Origin of the sequence: Bradyrhizobium sp. C-145, from assembly GCF_023375135.1 — a bacterium.
Classification (GTDB): Bacteria; Pseudomonadota; Alphaproteobacteria; order Rhizobiales; family Xanthobacteraceae; genus Bradyrhizobium; species Bradyrhizobium zhanjiangense.
In genome coordinates this window covers 6083505-6100338 of record NZ_CP088150.1, presented here as the reverse complement: position 1 = coordinate 6100338, position 16834 = coordinate 6083505, and the positions used below count along the sequence as shown (strand labels likewise).

The following is a 16834-nucleotide window of genomic DNA, read 5'->3' as shown; positions in this document are numbered from 1 at the left end:
CGTGTTAGAAGTTGTTAGGACTTGCGAGCGCGCGGGATGGCGGTATCTCGTTGAAGATGCTCTCAATTCAGGGCGGCAAGGAGGCCTCTTGCGGCAACCAGATCGCGGGTCTGGAGGCCCTCCTGATACTGCGCGACGAGTGGGGTGAGCAGGTCGCGCGCGTCGGCGGCCTTGCCGGTGCGCTCCCAGATGCGGCCAAGGCTGATCGCGCCGCGGAGTTCCCAGCCGACCGCGCATTGGCGCCGCGACAGATCGAGCGATCTGCGCAAGACGCTCTCGGCCTCCGCAATGTTGCCAGACCGTACGAGGATGTCGCCCTTGACCCTGAGCATCTCCGGCATGTCGAAGGACTCGCCATGATCGGGGATTTCCGCGATGGCCTCATCGATGGTCCGCAGGGCCTCGTCGGGCTGGTTCTGGGTCAGCAGCCCCTCCGCGAGCGCGGTCGCAAACACCGTCGTCATGATCCGGTGCCGCGTGGCGTACAGCGTGGCCTGGCTGCGCCGAAGATGCTCCATGCCGGCGGCGACGTCGCCGCGGCGCAGCAGCAGCTCGCCTTTCTGGCCGATGCCGACCGCATGATAGGGGCCGAGGAAGTGACGCGCGGAATGTTCGATCAGCCGCTCGATCAGGATTTCGGCATTGGCCCAATCTCCGACCCAGAGGAACACGTAGATCGTCCAGATCAAGGAAATACCGAGGGTCAGCGGCTGCTCCAGCAGCTCGGCCTCGCGAACGGTGTACCTGGCCGCCTCAATTGCACGATCGGGCCGGCCGGTGAGCCAAAGCCCGCGCGCCAGTGCCACCAGCGCCACGATGCGGTCGTCATAACCGAGATGCCCGATGTTCAGCCGCTGCGAGCCGGGATTATGCATCATCGCGCTCTGGCAAAACTGCACGGCCTTGTCCTGATTGCCGATCAGATGATGCGCAACGCCCAGCATCCATTCCACGTTCAGCGCGGCGGCGGGATCGTTCAGCCTGCGCGCAACGCTTTCGCCCTGTTCGCCCGTGCCGAGCGCGCCGTGAAAATCTCCAACCCTGGTGAGATAGATGTGCAATCCGCGCAGCAGCCAGAGCTGCCAGTGCAAATCCTCCAGTTCCCCTGCAAGCTGGAGACTGCGCGTGAACGCCGCCCGGACCGCTTCCGTATTGCCCTGCGTGAACATCACGGAGACGCCGAGCGCGGCCTGCAACGTCATCTCCTGGCGGCTGTCGATCGAATCCGTGAGCGAGGCCAGCGCCTGCCGGGTCCAACGGTAGCATTCCGTCAGCAATGTCAGCTCGAGGAAGAACTGGGCTGCCGAGGCCGCCAGATCCACGCCGATTGTCCGGTCGCCGCCATCCGAAAAGCTCCAGGTCAGCGCGGCCCTGACATTGGGCAGGTAGTCGGCATAAGGAAGGAAGCCGCCGGCGCTCTGCATGCCCGCTGATTTGACAGCAATGTCGCGCAGGACATCGCGGAAATATTCGGCATGGGCGCGCGCAGCGCGGGCCGCTTCTCCGTTCTCGACGAGCTTGTCCGCGACGAAGGCGCGTGTCGTGTCGAGCAGGCGATAGCGCAGCCGCCGCTCCGCGGGCGACGTTGCAATCAGCGATTTGGAGAGCAGGTTCGAGATCGTCTCGACAGCTTCGGACTCGCTGATGCCCTGGCTGGACGCGACAGCAATTGCGGCTTCCAGCGTGAACGGGCCGACGAACACCGACAATCCGCGCAGTGTCGCGCTTTCGGCCGGCGGCAGCAGATCGTAACTCCAGGCGAGTGCCGCGCTCAGGGTCTGGTGTCGCGGAATCGCAGTGCGTCGTCCTCGCCACAACAGCGAGAAGCGGCTGTCCAGCAGCGAGGCGGTCCCGGCAATGCCATAGGCGTTCACACGCCCGGCGGCGAGCTCGATCGCAAGCGCAATGCCGTCGAGACGCCGGCAGATCTCGGCGACGAGCGGGGCATCCTCCTCGCTGAGCTCGAACTCGCTCAGGCTCTCGGCAATGCGTTCCACGAAGAGTTGGCTTGCGGGATAGGCAAGGATGTCGGCGATGCTGAGGCCGTCGCGCTGCGGCGGGCAATCCAGTGGAAACAGCCGGTGGACGCGCTCGCCTTCGGTGCGAAAGGATTCGCGGCTGGTGGCGAGAATGTGCAGCTCTGGCGCCTCCTGGACGATGCGTTCGGCCAGAGGGGCGAGCTCGTCGAGGAGATGCTCGCAACTGTCGAACACCAGCAGCATCCGCTGGCTGCGCAGGAACGTCAGCAGGCCCGGCATGGGATCGTCGGAGTTGACGGTCAGGCCGAGAGCGGCCGCGATCGTTCCGGGCACGAGGCGGGCATCCGTCAGCGCACCGAAATCGACGAAGCTCACCCGACCGTCGAAGGCCCCGAGCTCGCAGTGCGCGACGGCGAGCGCAACCGAGGTCTTGCCGATCCCGCCGGGGCCGACGATGGTGACGAAGCGGTGCTGAGCCAGCTCTGCGGAGATCTTCTCGACCGCATCGTCGCGCCCGATCATCCTCGCAAGCGGCGAGGGAAGCGCGTGGGGCGAAGCGGCAGGCAGGCTGGTGCGGTCCTCGAATGGTGCTGTCCGGAGCAGCGGGGCCGCGAAGCAATAGCCACGTCCGGGGACGTTGACGACGTAGCGGGAGCCTTCGCCGGCATCGCCCAAGGCTTTGCGCAGATTCGTGATGTGGAAGCGCAGGCTGCCTTCGTCGACATTCACGTCGGCCCAGACGCGCCGCATCAGCTCCCGTTTGTCCACGACCTCGCCGGCGCGCTCGGCGAGAAAGATGAGGATGTCGAGCGCGCGGCCACCGAGGTGAAGCGGCGCGCCGTCCTTCTCAATCAGCCGCGACTTGGGAAACAGCCGGAACGGCCCGAAAGCAATGGCCGAATCCTGGTCGTTAGTGTCCGGCACGAGCAACGGTCCGCTGAAAAAGGCTGATGTCTGCACGTTGATCTATCAGAACGAGATGTCCAGTAAACTGACCGAAAATGGCGAAATCGCGTGGCGATCACCGAATGCACGGGCAATAGCCGTCACAAATTTTGCTTAAAGGCGAGCGATTTACGACGATGACTGCGACAATTCGTCAGCATGCTTGACCGTCGAGGTCGCAGTGTCCGCCGCCAGATTGCGATGCCGCCGATCATAACAGAATCTTGCAACGTCTAACGGGCAAAACCCGAGCGATGCATTCAGTATGGCCTTCGGGTTAAATCCGACTCCAACGGGGAGGTTATCATGGCCACTATCGAAATCGACCGTGACGTCGCGACCAAGCCTTCGACATCGCGTAGCCTTGATCTGAAGCTCGAAGTCGTCGTCATCCCCGTCTCCGATGTCGACCGCGCCAAGGCGTTCTACACGCGCCTCGGCTGGCGACTGGACGCCGACTTCGCGTCGAGCAGCGAGTGGCGCGTGATCCAGTTCACGCCGCCGGGCTCGGCCTGTTCGGTGATTTTCGGCAAGAACGTCACAGCCGCAGCGCCCGGTTCGGTGCGTGGCCTGTATCTGATCGTCTCCGATCTGGAGGCTGCACGACAAGATCTGCTCGACCGCGGCATCGCGGTCAGCGAACCCTTCCACGGTGCCGGCGATGTTCACGCCGGTCCGGACGAGCCGTATCTGTTTGGCAGCGTCCGGGTCAGCGGTGCTGACCCGGAGCGCGGCAGCTACAGCTCGTTTGCCTCATTCAGTGATCCCGACGGCAATGGCTGGCTGTTTCAGGAAGTCACGACACGATTGCCCGGTCGCATCACGGCAGACGGCACGACGTTCGCCTCGCAGCGCGATCTGGCGGCGGCGTTGCGCCGTGCATCGGTCGCGCATGGTGAGCACGAGACGCGGATCGGCGGACACGACGAGAATTGGGCGGATTGGTACGCCGATTACATCGTGCGCGAGCAAGCCGGTCTACCGCTGCCGTCCTGAGTTGAAGGCAGTCTTCCATCTTGCGCCAATCATCGGACAAATCGAACGGAACCTCGGCGCCGCGTGACCGGTTGGAGAGGCGGCAGGCGCGAGGCCGCCGCCGTCTTCCACCGGCGCGGGGCGCCGGGACCGGGCTGAACGATCCACAAACAAACAAGGAGAACCAGGATGATCCGCAAGGCAAAAGCAGTATGGAAGGGCACTGGTCGTGATGGCACGGGCCATCTCTCAAGCGAATCCGGTGTGCTCGCTGAGACGCCCTATTCGTTCAAGACCCGCTTCGAGAACGAGAAGGGGACCAATCCCGAGGAGTTGATCGCGGCGGCCCATGCCGGCTGTTTTACGATGGCGTTGGCCTTCGGCCTTCAAATGGCAGGCTTCACGCCGGAGGAGCTCTCGACCGAGGCAGCCGTCACGCTCGAGCCCGAAGGCAAAGGCTTCAAGATCAGCAAGTCAGCGCTCACCTTGCGCGCGAAGGTGCCGAACCTCGATGAAGCAGGTTTCGCGCGCCTCGCCGGCGAGGCCGAGAAGAACTGTCCGGTGTCCAAGGTGCTCAACGCCGCGATCACGCTCGACGCCAAGCTGGGCTAGCGGCGAGCTTTCAACTCGTGTCCATCCGGTTCTGGTCGGGAAACTGAAGCGGTCGAAGCTTTGGGCCCACGAGAGCGCCGGGTGGACACATACAGGCAATGCTTGTCTTTCGGCCGGGCCGCCGAAAGCATATGATACGACAGGCGCAGAACGGACAGAGCGATCAATTGGGAGCGGACAGATGACGACAGAGCGCGCAGTTTTGGCCGGAGGCTGCTTCTGGGGCATGCAGGATCTGATCCGCAAGCAGCCCGGCGTGGTCTCCACACGCGTCGGCTACACCGGCGGTCAGGTGAAGAATGCCACTTACCGCAATCACGAGGGCCACGCCGAAGCGATCGAGATCATGTTCGATCCCGCAAAGACCAGCTTCCGGACCATGCTGGAGTTCTTCTTCCAGATCCACGATCCCACCACGCTCAATCGCCAAGGCAATGATCGGGGCACGAGCTATCGCTCCGCGATCTTCTATACCAGCGAGGCGCAGAAGCGGATTGCCGAGGACACGATCGCGGACGTCGAGGCGTCGGGCCTATGGCCCGGCAAGGTGGTGACCGAGATCGCGCCGGCCGGCGAGTTCTGGGAAGCCGAGCCCGAGCATCAGGATTATCTCGAACGCTATCCGGACGGCTACACTTGCCACTTCATCCGGCCGGGCTGGAAGCTGCCGCAGCGCGCGGCTGCTGCCGGAGGCTAGAGCATTTTCGAGCGAAGTGGATACCGGTTCGCGTGAAGAAAACGCGTCAAAACAAGAATCTAGAGCTTCGGTTCTGATTCAATCAGAACCGATCATGCTCTAGGTCGTCGCGGGCTCCGCTCGCGGTCAGGCGCGCAATTGCGCGATCAGGTCGCGGGCAGTGCGCATATCGGCGATGTCTGCGCCCTCGGCGAACCTCCCGCAGACAGGGGCGAGAACCGCCAGTGCTTCTGCGCTTCGGCCAGCCCTGAACATGAATCGCGCGAGACTGATCGCGCAGCGCAGCGCCCAGAAGCGAGCGCCTTGCGCAACGGCCATATCCATGGCCCCGCACAAGCGTGCTTCGGCATCCGCCGAGTGACGCGCGCTCCTGAGCATCAATTCTGCCTTGATGCGGGTCAGTTCTGGCAGATACCAGAGCTCCTGCCGGTCGTTGCAGCGGGTCAGGACGTCGTCGATCACGTCGAGGCCGCGGTCGATCTGGTCGGTCTCCAGGAAGGCCGCCGCGAGTTCGCCGAGCAAGGGAAGAAATCGCGGCAGGAAGCGCGCATCGCCGGCGCGATTGAGCTCTTCGCGCAGCAGCGGCAGGCCCGTCGCGACGTCGCCTCGCTTGGCAATGACCGCTGCGTTGAAGGCCTTTGCCCACAAGCCCCACAGCCGGATCGCATGGCGCTCGGTGTGCTCGAGCAACTCGGTGCCGTGGCGCTCGGCGGCGTCAAAATCGCCGGCCCAGAATGCGATCGGGCAGGCGGCCTGTCCCAGCACGCTGCAGAAGGTCAGGGCGTGACCGTTGGCGCGGCCTTCCTCGATGTTCCTGGCGGCGAGTGCCTGGGCCTGATCGGCCAGGCCTTGCAGCCACAGGATGCGGGCGCGGAAATATTGCGTCGATATCCTGAGGTCGAGCGGGAAGATTTTCGGCTTCTCCGCCAGCACATGCAGCGACACGTTGACCCGGTCGATGCGCACGCGCGCCTCGTCCTGGTCGCCGAGATAGTGCAGCGCGACGGCCATCAGCCGGTCGCCCAGCATGACATCGGTCTTGTCGGGTGAGTTCGCTGCCGCGTCGGCAAAGCGCTCGGCAAGCGCGCGGGCCTTGCCGAACTGCCCGTTGTTGAACTGGTCGATGCACAAACCCCAGAGCGCGCGCAGCCGGAAATCCTTGTCATCGAGCCTGTCCGACAGCTCGAGGGTCGTCTCCAGGATCGGGCGCGCCTCGCGCGCGCGGCCTTCGCCATACATCAGCGACCAGCCGAGCGCCGACAGCAGCTGCATGCGGACACGGTCGTTGTCGCCGGCGTCGCCGAGCGCGGCGAGGGCCGTTCTGGTGCGCTCGCGGCATTCGGCGAACAACGAAAGGCGCACCCACAGTGTGACCGCAGCTGCGGTCAGGGCTATTCCCAGTGCAGCGTCGCCGTCGGGCGCGAAGGCCCAGTCCAGCGCCGCGCGCACATTGTCCAGCTCTGCGCCGTAGATGTTCAGCCATTCGGGCAGCGGCGTTGTCGTGTCGGCCTCGGCGCGCTCGAAGAAATCGCGAAAATGCTCCGCATGGCGCCGCGCGAACTGCCTGTTTTCGCCGAGCTCGTGCAGCTTCGCGAGCGCATAGGTGCGCGTGGTGTCGAGCAGGCGATAGCGCAGCGTTCGCGAACCGGACGGCGAGATCAGCGATTTGGTGACCAGGCTGTCGATCGCCTCCAGCGTCTCCGCTTCGCTGAGGCCGTCGCCGGCCGCGACCGCGGCAGCCGCCTCCGGTGCAAACGGCCCGGCGAAGATGGACAGCCGTCGCAAGGTGGCGCTCTCCGCCGCGGGCAGCAGATCGTAGCTCCAGTCGAGCGCGGCGGCGAGGGTCTGGTGTCGCGGCACGGCGGTGCGGCGTCCCCGCCATTGCAGCGAGAAGCGGCTGTCGAGCAGGGATGCGGTGCCGGCGATGCCATAGGCATTGACGCGGCCTGCCGCGAGCTCGATCGCCAGCGCAATGCCGTCGAGGCGCCGGCAGATGCTAGCGACGAGCGGGGCCTCTTCGGCGCTGAGCTGGAACGGACCCGAGCTCTGCGCGATGCGCTCGACGAAGAGTTGAGCGGCAGGGTAGGCAAGGACATCGGCGACATCAAGGTCCTCGCGCTCCGGCGGACAATCCAGCGGGAAGAGCCTGAATATCCGCTCGCCTTCGCTGCGGAACGACTCGCGGCTGGTCGCGAGAACGCGAAGCTGCGGTGCTTCGCGAACGATGTGCTCGACCAGCGGCGCGAGCGCATCCAGCACATGCTCGCAGCTGTCGAAGATCAGCAGGGCCGGGCCGGTCTTCAGAAATGTCAGCAGGGCCGGCGTCGGATCCTCCGAGCTGATGGTCAGGCCGAGCGCCGAAGCAATGGTGGTCGCGATGTGGCTGGCGTCCCGCAACGGACTGAAGTCGACAAAGAAGACGCGCCCACCGAAATCCTGGGATCGGCGATGCCCGACGGTGACGGCGACGGCGGTCTTGCCGATGCCGCCCGGGCCGACCACGGTCATGAAGCGATGGAGCGAAAGTCCATTGGAGATCTTCTCGATGACTTCCTCTCGTCCGATCATCTTCGCAAGCTGAGCGGGCAGGGAGCGAGGAAGCGCGGTTTCGACGGAGGGTGGGGCGACCTGCGGCGGCGCTTGCGCGAACGAGGCGACGAAGCAATAGCCGCGGCCGGGTACATTGACGACATAGCGGGCCGACTTGCCGGTATCGCCGAGCACCTTGCGCAGTGCTGCGACATGAAAGCGCAGACTGCCTTCGTCGACATTAACATCGGCCCAGATGCGCTTGACCAGCTCGCGCTTGTCGATGACTTCACCGGGACGCTCGGCCAGGAAGATCAGAATGTCGAGCGCGCGGCCGCCGACGTGAAGCGGCGCGCCCTCCTTCTCCAAGAGCCGGGACTTGGGAAACAGCCGAAATGGCCCAAATGAAATGGCTGAGTCTTGGTTACTATGTGCTGGCACGCGCCATTGCCCCCTCGCGGGAGTCAAAAGGTATCTCGTTCTGGTCTAGCAGAACGAGGCGCCGAGTAAACTGGCCGAAAGCCGCATGGCTGGCAGACCTGCGCAGATGGCTTGGGTCGGCCTCGGCTGATTGAAATAATTCTTGAAAAGGAATGGGTTAGACCAGCATGCCACGGCGGTGATGCTGCCGCTCGATCGGACCGCAGCATTGACGGCGGTCGCGGATTGCTGCGATGGGATGACGGGGAGCCGGTCCCGCCTCGACAGTAACTACCGCTTCCGGGATTCGAACATGCCTTCCTTCTCGCGGCGACGGTTCGTCTCTGCGCTATCAGGCGCAGCGGCGCTGGCGACCATCCCACGCAGCGGACAAGCCGCCGACTATCCGTCCCGTCCCATTCGACTGGTGATCCCCTACGGGGCTGGCGGATCGGGTGACCAGATCGGGCGCCCATGGGTCGACAAGATGTCAACGCTGCTCGGGCCGACCTTCGTCGACTATATCGGCGGCGCAGGCGGCGCGATCGGGACTGCCGCGGTCGCGCGCGAGGAGCCCGATGGCTATTCGCTGCTGCTCGGAAACGGCAGCACGCAGGTCATCATTCCCTTGACCTCGGCAAATCCCGGCTATTCCGTCGGCGATTTCCGCGCCATCTACCGCCTGATCAACAGCGCGCTGGTTTTCGCGGTCCATCCTTCATTGCCCGCGGCCAATCTGCGCGAGTTGATCGCCTATGCGAAGGACAATCCGGGAAAGCTGTCCTACGGGACGCCGGGCGTCGCGACGGGAAATCATTTGGTCGGCGAATCCTTCAAGCACCACGCCGGCGCGCTCGACATCGTCCACGTGCCCTATCGGGGCATCGCGCAGGCGACCAATGATCTCGTCAGCGGCCAGATCTCGCTCGTCATTGCCGTCATGTCGGTCCAGTTGCAGCAGCTGAGCCAGGCCGGCAAGATCCGGCTGCTTGCGGTCACCACCGAAAGGCGGCTGAGCGGCGCGCCTGATATCCCGACGGCGGTCGAATCCGGCATGCCGGATCTCAGATATGGGGGCTGGTTCGGGCTGTTCGCGCCCAAGCGTACCGATGATGCGATCATCGATCGGATCGCCCAGGCTACGCGGTTGGCCATGGCCGATGCGACGCTGCTCGCGAATTATCGCGCGCAAGGCATGGAGCCGGACGCCGCTTCAAGCCCCGAAAAATTCCAGCGCATCGTCGAGGCGACAACGGCAAGCCTGGCGCCCGTGATCAAATCGATCGGGCTCAATCAGTTGTGAGGCCGCTCACGCGCTGACGCGCGATGTCCGGCGTTGCTCCTTCGTGACGACGCCTGCCGATAGCGTGACGAGACCCATCAGCGCGGCCAGCAGCCAGAACGCCGTTGGCAGCCCACTGACGCGAGCAACGAAGCCGACGCCGGCGGGACCGATGAGGATGCCGGCATAGCCGGCGGTCGTGATCGCCGCGACGGCGAGGCCCGTGGGCATGGCGGTCTGCTTGGCCGCCCGGCGGAACAGCACCGGCACCAGGTTCGATGCGCCGAGGCCGATGAGCAGGAAGCCGGCTATGGCCACCGCCGCAACGGGTGCCGTGAGCAGGACCACGAAGCCCGCGATGGCGATCAGGCTTCCCCACAACAGCGTCGTGCGGTCGCCGATGCGCGCGACGACAGCGTCGCCGCCGAGCCGCCCCACCGTCATCGCGATCGAGAATACGATATAGCCGGTGCCGCCTTGCGCCTCCGAGACGAGGCCCGCGCCGATGACGAGCAGCGCTCCCCAATCGAGCATCGCACCTTCGACGAGGAAGGTGATGGCGCCGAGCAGCGCGAGCAGGAGCACGGAGCCGTGCGGCAGCACGAACAGCGGACCCTCCTGCACCTGGGCCGAGCGGAGCAGGCGCGGCCAGGTGACCAACATCGCGATCAGCATCAGGATAGAGCAGATCAGCGTGCAAGTGAGCGCGCCGAGTTGCAGCGAGAGCAGTGCCGTCATCAGCGCGGACCCGGCGAAGCCGCCGATGCTGAACAAGGCGTGGAAGCCGGACATCAGCGGGCGTTTTGCGGCGCGCTCCACCTCCACCGCGTGGATGTTCATGGCGACGTCGATCGAGCCGAGCGCCGCGCCGAACGCAAAGAGCGCCAACGCCAGCGCTGCGGGCGAGCTCGCGATCGCGAGCAGCGGCAGGACCAGGGCAAGACCGAGCCCGCCCGCAATGATGATCGGCCTGCTGCCGTAGCGCGCACTCAGGACGCCGGTCAGAAGCATGGCGAGGACCGAGCCGATGCCGAGGCTAAGCAGGAGCAATCCGAGGATGCCGTCGTCGACGCCGAGGCGCGTCTTCGCGAACGGCACCAGCGGCGCCCAGCACGCGATGCCGAAGCCCGCGACGAGGAAGGCGAGCCGAGTCGCAAGGCGCGTCGCCGGCCGGTCGGCAGAATGCATGGGAACTCCGGGGAAGCAGGCAAGGGTGGGATGCTCCAGAAGCCCCAGAATTGCCGCGCCTTTATGTCCGAGGCTTGCCCGAATTGTCGCAGGCAGCGCCCGAAAGCTGCAAGCGGACGCCATCGTTCCGTGGAAGAGGTTCTGATGGCTCGCGGACGGGCCGGGCGAAGCGAGACCAGGCCGCGGCTGGCGCTCGGCAGGCGGAATGTTGCTGGATATGAACAGATGTTGCCCGACATCTCGGCGCCGGGCGAGACTGCCCGTCGGGCAAAACACCGGGCTATTCCGACACGCATCGGTGTCAAGCCGCGCTTGCAAAAATATTCCACTTTACCGAAATTCGGAATTGGCGTATGTGTTGGCCCAACCCGGCTTACCCTTGAGGGGCGATCATGTGTCGTGATGATCGCAGAGCCGGGCTTGCGGTGGACGCGGCAGCGTCGGGCGCGAGATGTGCGGGCAGGGCGGATTGCTCTCCGTGAGCCCGAGGCTTCGTGCGGACGAACGGCGCTGTCAGGTTCGTCTCGCCAGCAAGTTTCCGGCTCCGTCGACAGGGTTGGAAAAACTGCGGCGAATAGCGAACCGAGCGTACGGCAAAACCGTGTGGTCCTGGCCGTCGTTGCTACGGTCAAGCCCTGGCGGATGCGGCATTCGTGTCAACCGGCGCGATGCCGGCGACTTTCGCCGGGGTGAGGGAGGCCAAAAGGAACTCGGCTCCCGGGAGAGCGCGGCATAAGCCGTCCGACCACTGCGCAGGGAAGGCCGTGTGTTCGGCTTCACCTGTATGCCGCTGTGCAGTTTTTCTGCGTGTGCCTTCGCACAGCGGACCGTGGGTGCCAGCCGGCACCCGGCCTTCCCTGCGCCCTCTTGGCTTAGAGGGTGGAGAGATCGAGCAAAGCTCGGGCGAAACGCGCCGCGAGAATGAGAAGGCGCGTCTGGCGCTGTCATCGCCCGCGAAGGCGGGCGATCCAGTATTCCAGAGACGGTCGTGATTGAACCGAGAGGCCGCGGCGTACTGGATTCCCGGCTTTCGCGGGGAATGACAGTGGCAGTTGGAGGACGACGGCGGCGCCCCTTGCTCCGTCATTGCGAGGAGCCCTTGCGACGAAGCAATCCAGAGTCTTTCCGCGGAGAGATTCTGGATTGCTTCCGCCTACGCCAAGGCCGGTGGCGGCGGCATGTGCGGTGAAGGTCGAAGCGAGGACGGCGACCAGCACCGCTCTGGTCATGGCAATCGCGTTCATCGGCAAACACCCCTGCAAGTTCCTGATGTCGCCGCCTCTCGCACCGGCTTAAGGGCCTGTAAAGAATCCGGGCGTTGCGCGATGTTGCTGAACGTGAGCAAGGGCAAGCCGCCTGCGCGGCAGCTTCGACGCCGGTCGGTTGCCATTGACAGCCCGCGCGCTTGTCGTGGCCTCCACATTCACGCCACCGATCAACCAATCAAATTCAACGACCGGAAACACTACAGCAATCTCAAAGCCACACCGCGGCCACAGCCGTCTCGTTTCAGAGCAGGCGAGGTACTGTTGAGGTGTGGAATGTCGTTTTTGCGGGCTTGGCTGGTCGTTGCGGCGGTGAGTGGCGTGTCGATTGCAAGCTCACTGCCGCTTGCGCTGTTGCCGCGGCCGGCGGCCGCGCAAGTGGTGGAGACGATCGTCGTCGAAGGCAACCGTCGCGTAGAGGCCGAGACGGTCCGCTCCTATTTCAGGCCGGGGCCCGGCGGGCGTTTCGATCAGTCGGCGGTCGACGATGGCCTCAAGGCGCTGATCGGCACCGGGCTGTTTCAGGACGTGAAGATCAGCCGGGCCGGGGGCCGCATCGTGGTGTCGGTGGTCGAAAACGCCGTGATCGGTCGTGTCGCCTTCGAGGGCAACAAGAAGATCAAGGACGAGCAACTCTCGGCCGAGATCCAGTCCAAGCCGCGCGGCACCTTCTCGCGGTCGCTGGTGCAATCCGACACGCTGCGAATCGCCGAGATATATCGCCGGTCTGGCCGTTACGACGTGCGCGTCACGCCTGAAATCATCGAGCAGCCGAACAATCGCGTCGACTTGATCTTCACGGTCGAGGAGGGCGTCAAGACTTCGGTCAAATCGGTCGAGTTCATCGGCAATAGCACCTTCTCGGCCTCACGCCTGCGCGATGTCATCAAGACGCATGAGAGCAATCTGCTCAGCTTCCTCGGCAGCAACGACGTCTACGACCCCGATCGCGTCGAAGCCGACCGCGACCTGATCCGTCGCTTCTATCTCAAGAATGGTTTCGCCGACGTCCAGGTCGTGGCCGCGCTCACCGAATACGATCCGGAGAAGAAGGGCTTTCTCGTCACCTTCAAGATCGAGGAAGGACAGCAATATCGGGTCGGAGCGGTGAATTTCCGCTCCAGCATTCCCAATTTCGATGCGGGCTCGCTGCGCACCTATTCGCGCGTCAATGTCGGCTCGCTCTATAACGTCGAATCGGTCGAGAAGTCGACCGAGGAGATGCAGATCGAGGCCTCTCGCCGCGGTTATGCCTTCGCCGTGGTCCGTCCCGGCGGCGACCGCAATTTCGAGGCGCATACGGTCTCGGTCGTGTTCAACGTCGACGAGGGACCGCGCACCTATATCGAGCGCATCAATTTGCGCGGCAATACTCGCACGCGCGACTACGTAATCCGCCGCGAATTCGACCTCTCCGAGGGAGACGCCTACAACCGCGCGTTGGTCGACCGCGCCGAGCGGCGACTGAAGAACCTGGGTTACTTCAAGAGCGTCAAGATCGTCACCGAGCCCGGCTCCTCCAGCGACCGTGTGATCCTGATCGTCGACATGGAAGAGAAATCGACCGGCGATTTCTCGATCTCGGGCGGTTACTCCACGACGGATGGCGCACTGGCCGAGGTCTCGGTCTCCGAGCGTAACCTGCTCGGCAAGGGACTCTACGCCAAGGCGTCCGTCAGCTATGGCCAGTATTCGCGTGGCATATCTCTATCCTTTGTCGAGCCCTACCTGCTCGACTATAGGCTGGCGCTCGGATTCGACACCTATTGGCGCCAACAATTGTCGAACAGCTATACGAGCTATGGCGTGACGACGCTGGGCTTCTCTCCGCGCCTGGGCTTTGCGCTGCGCGAGGACCTCTCACTCCAGCTCCGCTACTCGCTCTATCAGCAGAGCATTACGCTCTCCAGCGCGTACAATAATTGTAACAACGACTCATCGAACACGTCACTGGCCTTCAACCCGACGCCGGCCTACATCAAAAACGTTCTGGGCGGCGTCGACCCGACCAATTCCACGGACTCCGGCGTTTACGGATACGGCTGCTACGGCGACGGCGAATCGAGCTTGCCGGTCCGGAAAGAACTGGCGAACGGCGCGACCTGGACGTCGGCGCTCGGCTACACCTTGAATTACAATACGCTCGACAACACCAAGAACCCCACCGACGGCTTGCTCGTCGACTTCCGGCAGGATTTCGCCGGGGTGGGCGGCGATGTGACTTACCTGAAGACTGCGATTGACACGAAGTATTACACGCCACTCGTGTCCGAGATCGTCGGCGTGATCCACCTTCAGGGCGGCATCCTCAACAAGATCGGCGACCAGGATCTGCGCATGCTTGACCATTTCCAGATGGGACCGAACCTGGTGCGCGGATTCGCTTCGAACGGCATCGGTCCGCGCGACATCACTTACTGGAGCCTGGGCGCGAGCGGCGATGCGCTCGGCGGCACGAAATACTGGGGCGCGTCGATGGAGTTGCAGATGCCGTTCTGGTTCCTGCCCAAGGAGGTCGGCCTGAAGGGCGCGATCTACGCCGATGCCGGCTCGCTCTGGGGCTATCAGGGGCCGACGTCATGGACGGCCACCGGCGAAGTCAACACGGCGGCCTGTCCGACATGCGGGCTGCAATATGATGACGGCAATGTGGTGCGATCGTCGGTTGGCGTCGGCCTGATATGGGCCTCGCCGTTCGGGCCGCTGCGCTTCGACTACGCCGTGCCGATCACCAAGGGCAAATACGACGTCGTCCAGGAGTTCAGGCTTGGCGGCGGCACGTCGTTCTAGCGATGCGGCGCCGCCACCGCGATTCTCGTGTCGCGTGACGCACGTTCGCCATTTGATCGTGCGTTTGTGAAAACGTGTGAAGCTCGCCTCGTGCGCGCACGTGGACAGTCGCCTGCGGATGTTGGATAATATGAGCCTGAAATTGCAGGACACTGTGGCCTGCACTCGGCTTCCACAGAAAGGCAAATCCGATGACGCAGGCAGGCGCCTATGGACAGAGGCTCGGGCAGTTCCTGCGTCTGAAGGAGGCGCCGCCCGCCCTGGTCACGCGCTCGCTGCGCAGCGCCGAGCTCGCGGTCACCGAAACCCGGAATGATCACCCGGTGCCCGGCCTGTCCGGTTCGCTGACCGCCGAAGATGCCTTTCTCGTCAGCCTGAAGCTTCACGATTACCCGGATTGCGAGCTCTGGGAGCGCGGCAAGTGTATCATGAAGGCGGACGTCCACGCCGGTACGACCTATCTCTACGATCTCAAGCGCGATCCGCGCTATGTGATCGACAAGCCGTTCCACTCGCTGTTTTTCTACATTCCGCGATCGGCACTCGACGGCATCTCCGAACAGTGCAATGCGTCGCGGATCGACGAACTCGACTGTCAGATCGGCGTTGGCCATGACGACGGTATCATCCGCCACATCGGCGCGTCGCTGCAGCAAGGCCTGCGCAGGCCGGACGAGGCCAACCAGCTTTTCATCGACCACATGATGCTCGGGCTGACTGCCCATGTCGCCCAGACTTATGGCGGGCTCCAGCGCACGGCCGGACCCACCCGCGGCGGGCTCGCTCCGTGGCAGGCGAAACGTGCCTGCGAGAGACTGGAATCCGACCTCGGCGGCAAGCTCTCGCTGCAGAAGATCGCGACCGAGCTTGACCTCTCGGTCAGCCATTTCTCCCGCGCATTTCGAATTTCCGTCGGCATGCCGCCGCACCAATGGCTGCTTCATCAGCGGGTGAAGGCCGCCAAGCAGTTGATGACCGTTCGCGACCTGCCGCTGACGGAGATCGCGATCTCGGCCGGGTTCGCCAACCAGAGTCACTTCACGCGCGTGTTTTCATCGATTGTCGGCGTCAGCCCGGCCGTGTGGCGCCGCGAGGCGCTCGGCGCCTTGCGCGCGGGCACGTGAACCCCGGTATGTGGGGCGCCAGTGCCCTCAACGGCGTTTCGCCAGTGAAATGGCGTAGGCGGTGCGCCGCGCCGCAAAGATCTCATCCGGCGGATGACCGATGCCATCGGCGAGGTTGGCTGGATTGAAAATGGACGCGTCGCAAGCCTGGTTCGGCTCGAATCCCGTGATCACGATCGTGCCCAGGCGCACTTCTTCGCGGCAGTCCTCGTCCGGCCAGCGTATGGTCACGTCCATGACGGGGTCGCCGGGACGGTCGAGCAGCGCCATCAGGTTGAAGCGGACATCGCCGGTAGCGATCCGTGTGTTCAGGTCGTCGTGCAGGAAGTCGGCCGGCTTCGTCCCGGCTTCCTGCTCGGTCAGCGTGATGTCGTCGCCAACCGGGGCGACCTTGAACTTGATGAAGCGCGTCTCGCCTCGCGCGCTGGTCGCAGGAAAGGCGTGCACGCCCCAATAGGTCGTGCCGGCAAAACTCCCGGGCAGCCGGCGCGCGGCGACATAGTTCGTCTGATTGAGCGTTTCAGGGTTGGCCGTCGAGAAAGCTGCGACCTTCGCCTCATCCGGCCTGCCGTCCGGCCCGGGGATGCGCGCCTCGAGGAAGGCCAGCATCTGGTCGGGCGTCCTTGCAAAATGCATGGGAGCGCTTTCCGTGAGGATGTCGGATCGATGATCCCTGTCGCCGAGTCTGAAGCTGAAGCCGCGCAGCACGCGGTTGTTGGTATCAGCCACGTCAGGATTGCCGCCGCCCACCGAGAAGCGTGCCAGCACGCGCGATGGCCTCGTGAAGCTCTGCGATCTCGTGACGTCCCCCGCCCGGTCCGACGGGGTGTAGGTGCCGCGAACACACCGGCCCTTCGCGAAGCTCGCACGCACTTTCGGCGGATTGCCGGCGACGGCTTTCAGGGCGTCGACGATGGAGGCGGGCGTTGCGACGCCGTTCGGGCTCTCTGACAAGGCGGACCTCTCGCATGCGAGCCCCGCTTCTAGGCACGCTTCGGGTCATGAGTCTTTCCCAAAGCGGGCGCGAT

General features: G+C 64.3%; 10 protein-coding genes. 6 read left to right on the top strand and 4 right to left on the bottom strand.

Features of this window, described 5'->3' with window-relative positions; translation table 11 throughout:
* Nucleotides 1–62: 62 nt before the first annotated feature.
* Nucleotides 63–2903, bottom strand: coding sequence for a winged helix-turn-helix domain-containing protein (locus tag LRP30_RS28860; RefSeq protein ID WP_249756923.1), 2841 nt, complete (start codon nucleotides 2901–2903; stop codon nucleotides 63–65).
* A 327-nt stretch (nucleotides 2904–3230) separates the two neighbouring features.
* Here LRP30_RS28860 and LRP30_RS28855 point away from each other — a divergent pair, with 327 nt between their 5' ends.
* From LRP30_RS28855 to msrA, 3 genes are all read left to right on the top strand, one after another.
* A complete protein-coding gene (locus LRP30_RS28855) occupies nucleotides 3231–3920 on the top strand; it encodes a VOC family protein (protein WP_249756922.1) in 690 nt (229 codons plus the stop codon).
* A gap of 168 nt (nucleotides 3921–4088) precedes the next feature.
* The gene (locus LRP30_RS28850) at nucleotides 4089–4511 is read left to right on the top strand and encodes an OsmC family protein (RefSeq protein WP_128932423.1); all 423 of its coding nucleotides are present in this window, start codon (nucleotides 4089–4091) and stop codon (nucleotides 4509–4511) included.
* Between the two features lie 181 nt (nucleotides 4512–4692).
* Complete coding sequence (msrA, locus tag LRP30_RS28845) at nucleotides 4693–5208, top strand: peptide-methionine (S)-S-oxide reductase MsrA (RefSeq protein WP_091878174.1); 516 nt, start codon at nucleotides 4693–4695, stop codon at nucleotides 5206–5208.
* Between the two features lie 126 nt (nucleotides 5209–5334).
* Here msrA and LRP30_RS28840 read toward each other — a convergent pair whose 3' ends face one another.
* Entirely contained in the window at nucleotides 5335–8178 is a 2844-nt protein-coding gene (locus LRP30_RS28840) for a winged helix-turn-helix domain-containing protein (RefSeq protein ID WP_249756921.1), read from the bottom strand.
* Nucleotides 8179–8470: 292 nt separating this feature from the next.
* Here LRP30_RS28840 and LRP30_RS28835 point away from each other — a divergent pair, with 292 nt between their 5' ends.
* On the top strand, nucleotides 8471–9460 hold the full coding sequence (locus LRP30_RS28835; RefSeq protein WP_249756920.1) for a tripartite tricarboxylate transporter substrate binding protein: 990 nt from the start codon (nucleotides 8471–8473) through the stop codon (nucleotides 9458–9460).
* A gap of 6 nt (nucleotides 9461–9466) precedes the next feature.
* On the opposite strand, the gene LRP30_RS28830 is transcribed toward LRP30_RS28835, so the two are convergent.
* Nucleotides 9467–10627, bottom strand: coding sequence for an MFS transporter (locus tag LRP30_RS28830; RefSeq protein ID WP_249756919.1), 1161 nt, complete (start codon nucleotides 10625–10627; stop codon nucleotides 9467–9469).
* A 1541-nt stretch (nucleotides 10628–12168) separates the two neighbouring features.
* Between LRP30_RS28830 and bamA the strand changes: the two genes are divergently transcribed.
* Nucleotides 12169–14682 carry an outer membrane protein assembly factor BamA gene (gene bamA / locus LRP30_RS28825; protein WP_249756918.1) on the top strand — a complete coding sequence of 838 codons (2514 nt, stop codon included), beginning with the start codon at nucleotides 12169–12171 and terminating at the stop codon, nucleotides 14680–14682.
* 191 nt (nucleotides 14683–14873) lie between these two features.
* Nucleotides 14874–15806: an AraC family transcriptional regulator gene (locus tag LRP30_RS28820; RefSeq protein ID WP_128932429.1), complete on the top strand. Its 933-nt coding sequence runs from the start codon at nucleotides 14874–14876 to the stop codon at nucleotides 15804–15806.
* A 27-nt stretch (nucleotides 15807–15833) separates the two neighbouring features.
* On the opposite strand, the gene LRP30_RS28815 is transcribed toward LRP30_RS28820, so the two are convergent.
* Nucleotides 15834–16760 carry a catalase family peroxidase gene (locus tag LRP30_RS28815; protein ID WP_249756917.1) on the bottom strand — a complete coding sequence of 309 codons (927 nt, stop codon included), beginning with the start codon at nucleotides 16758–16760 and terminating at the stop codon, nucleotides 15834–15836.
* Between the last annotated feature and the right edge of the window lie 74 nt (nucleotides 16761–16834).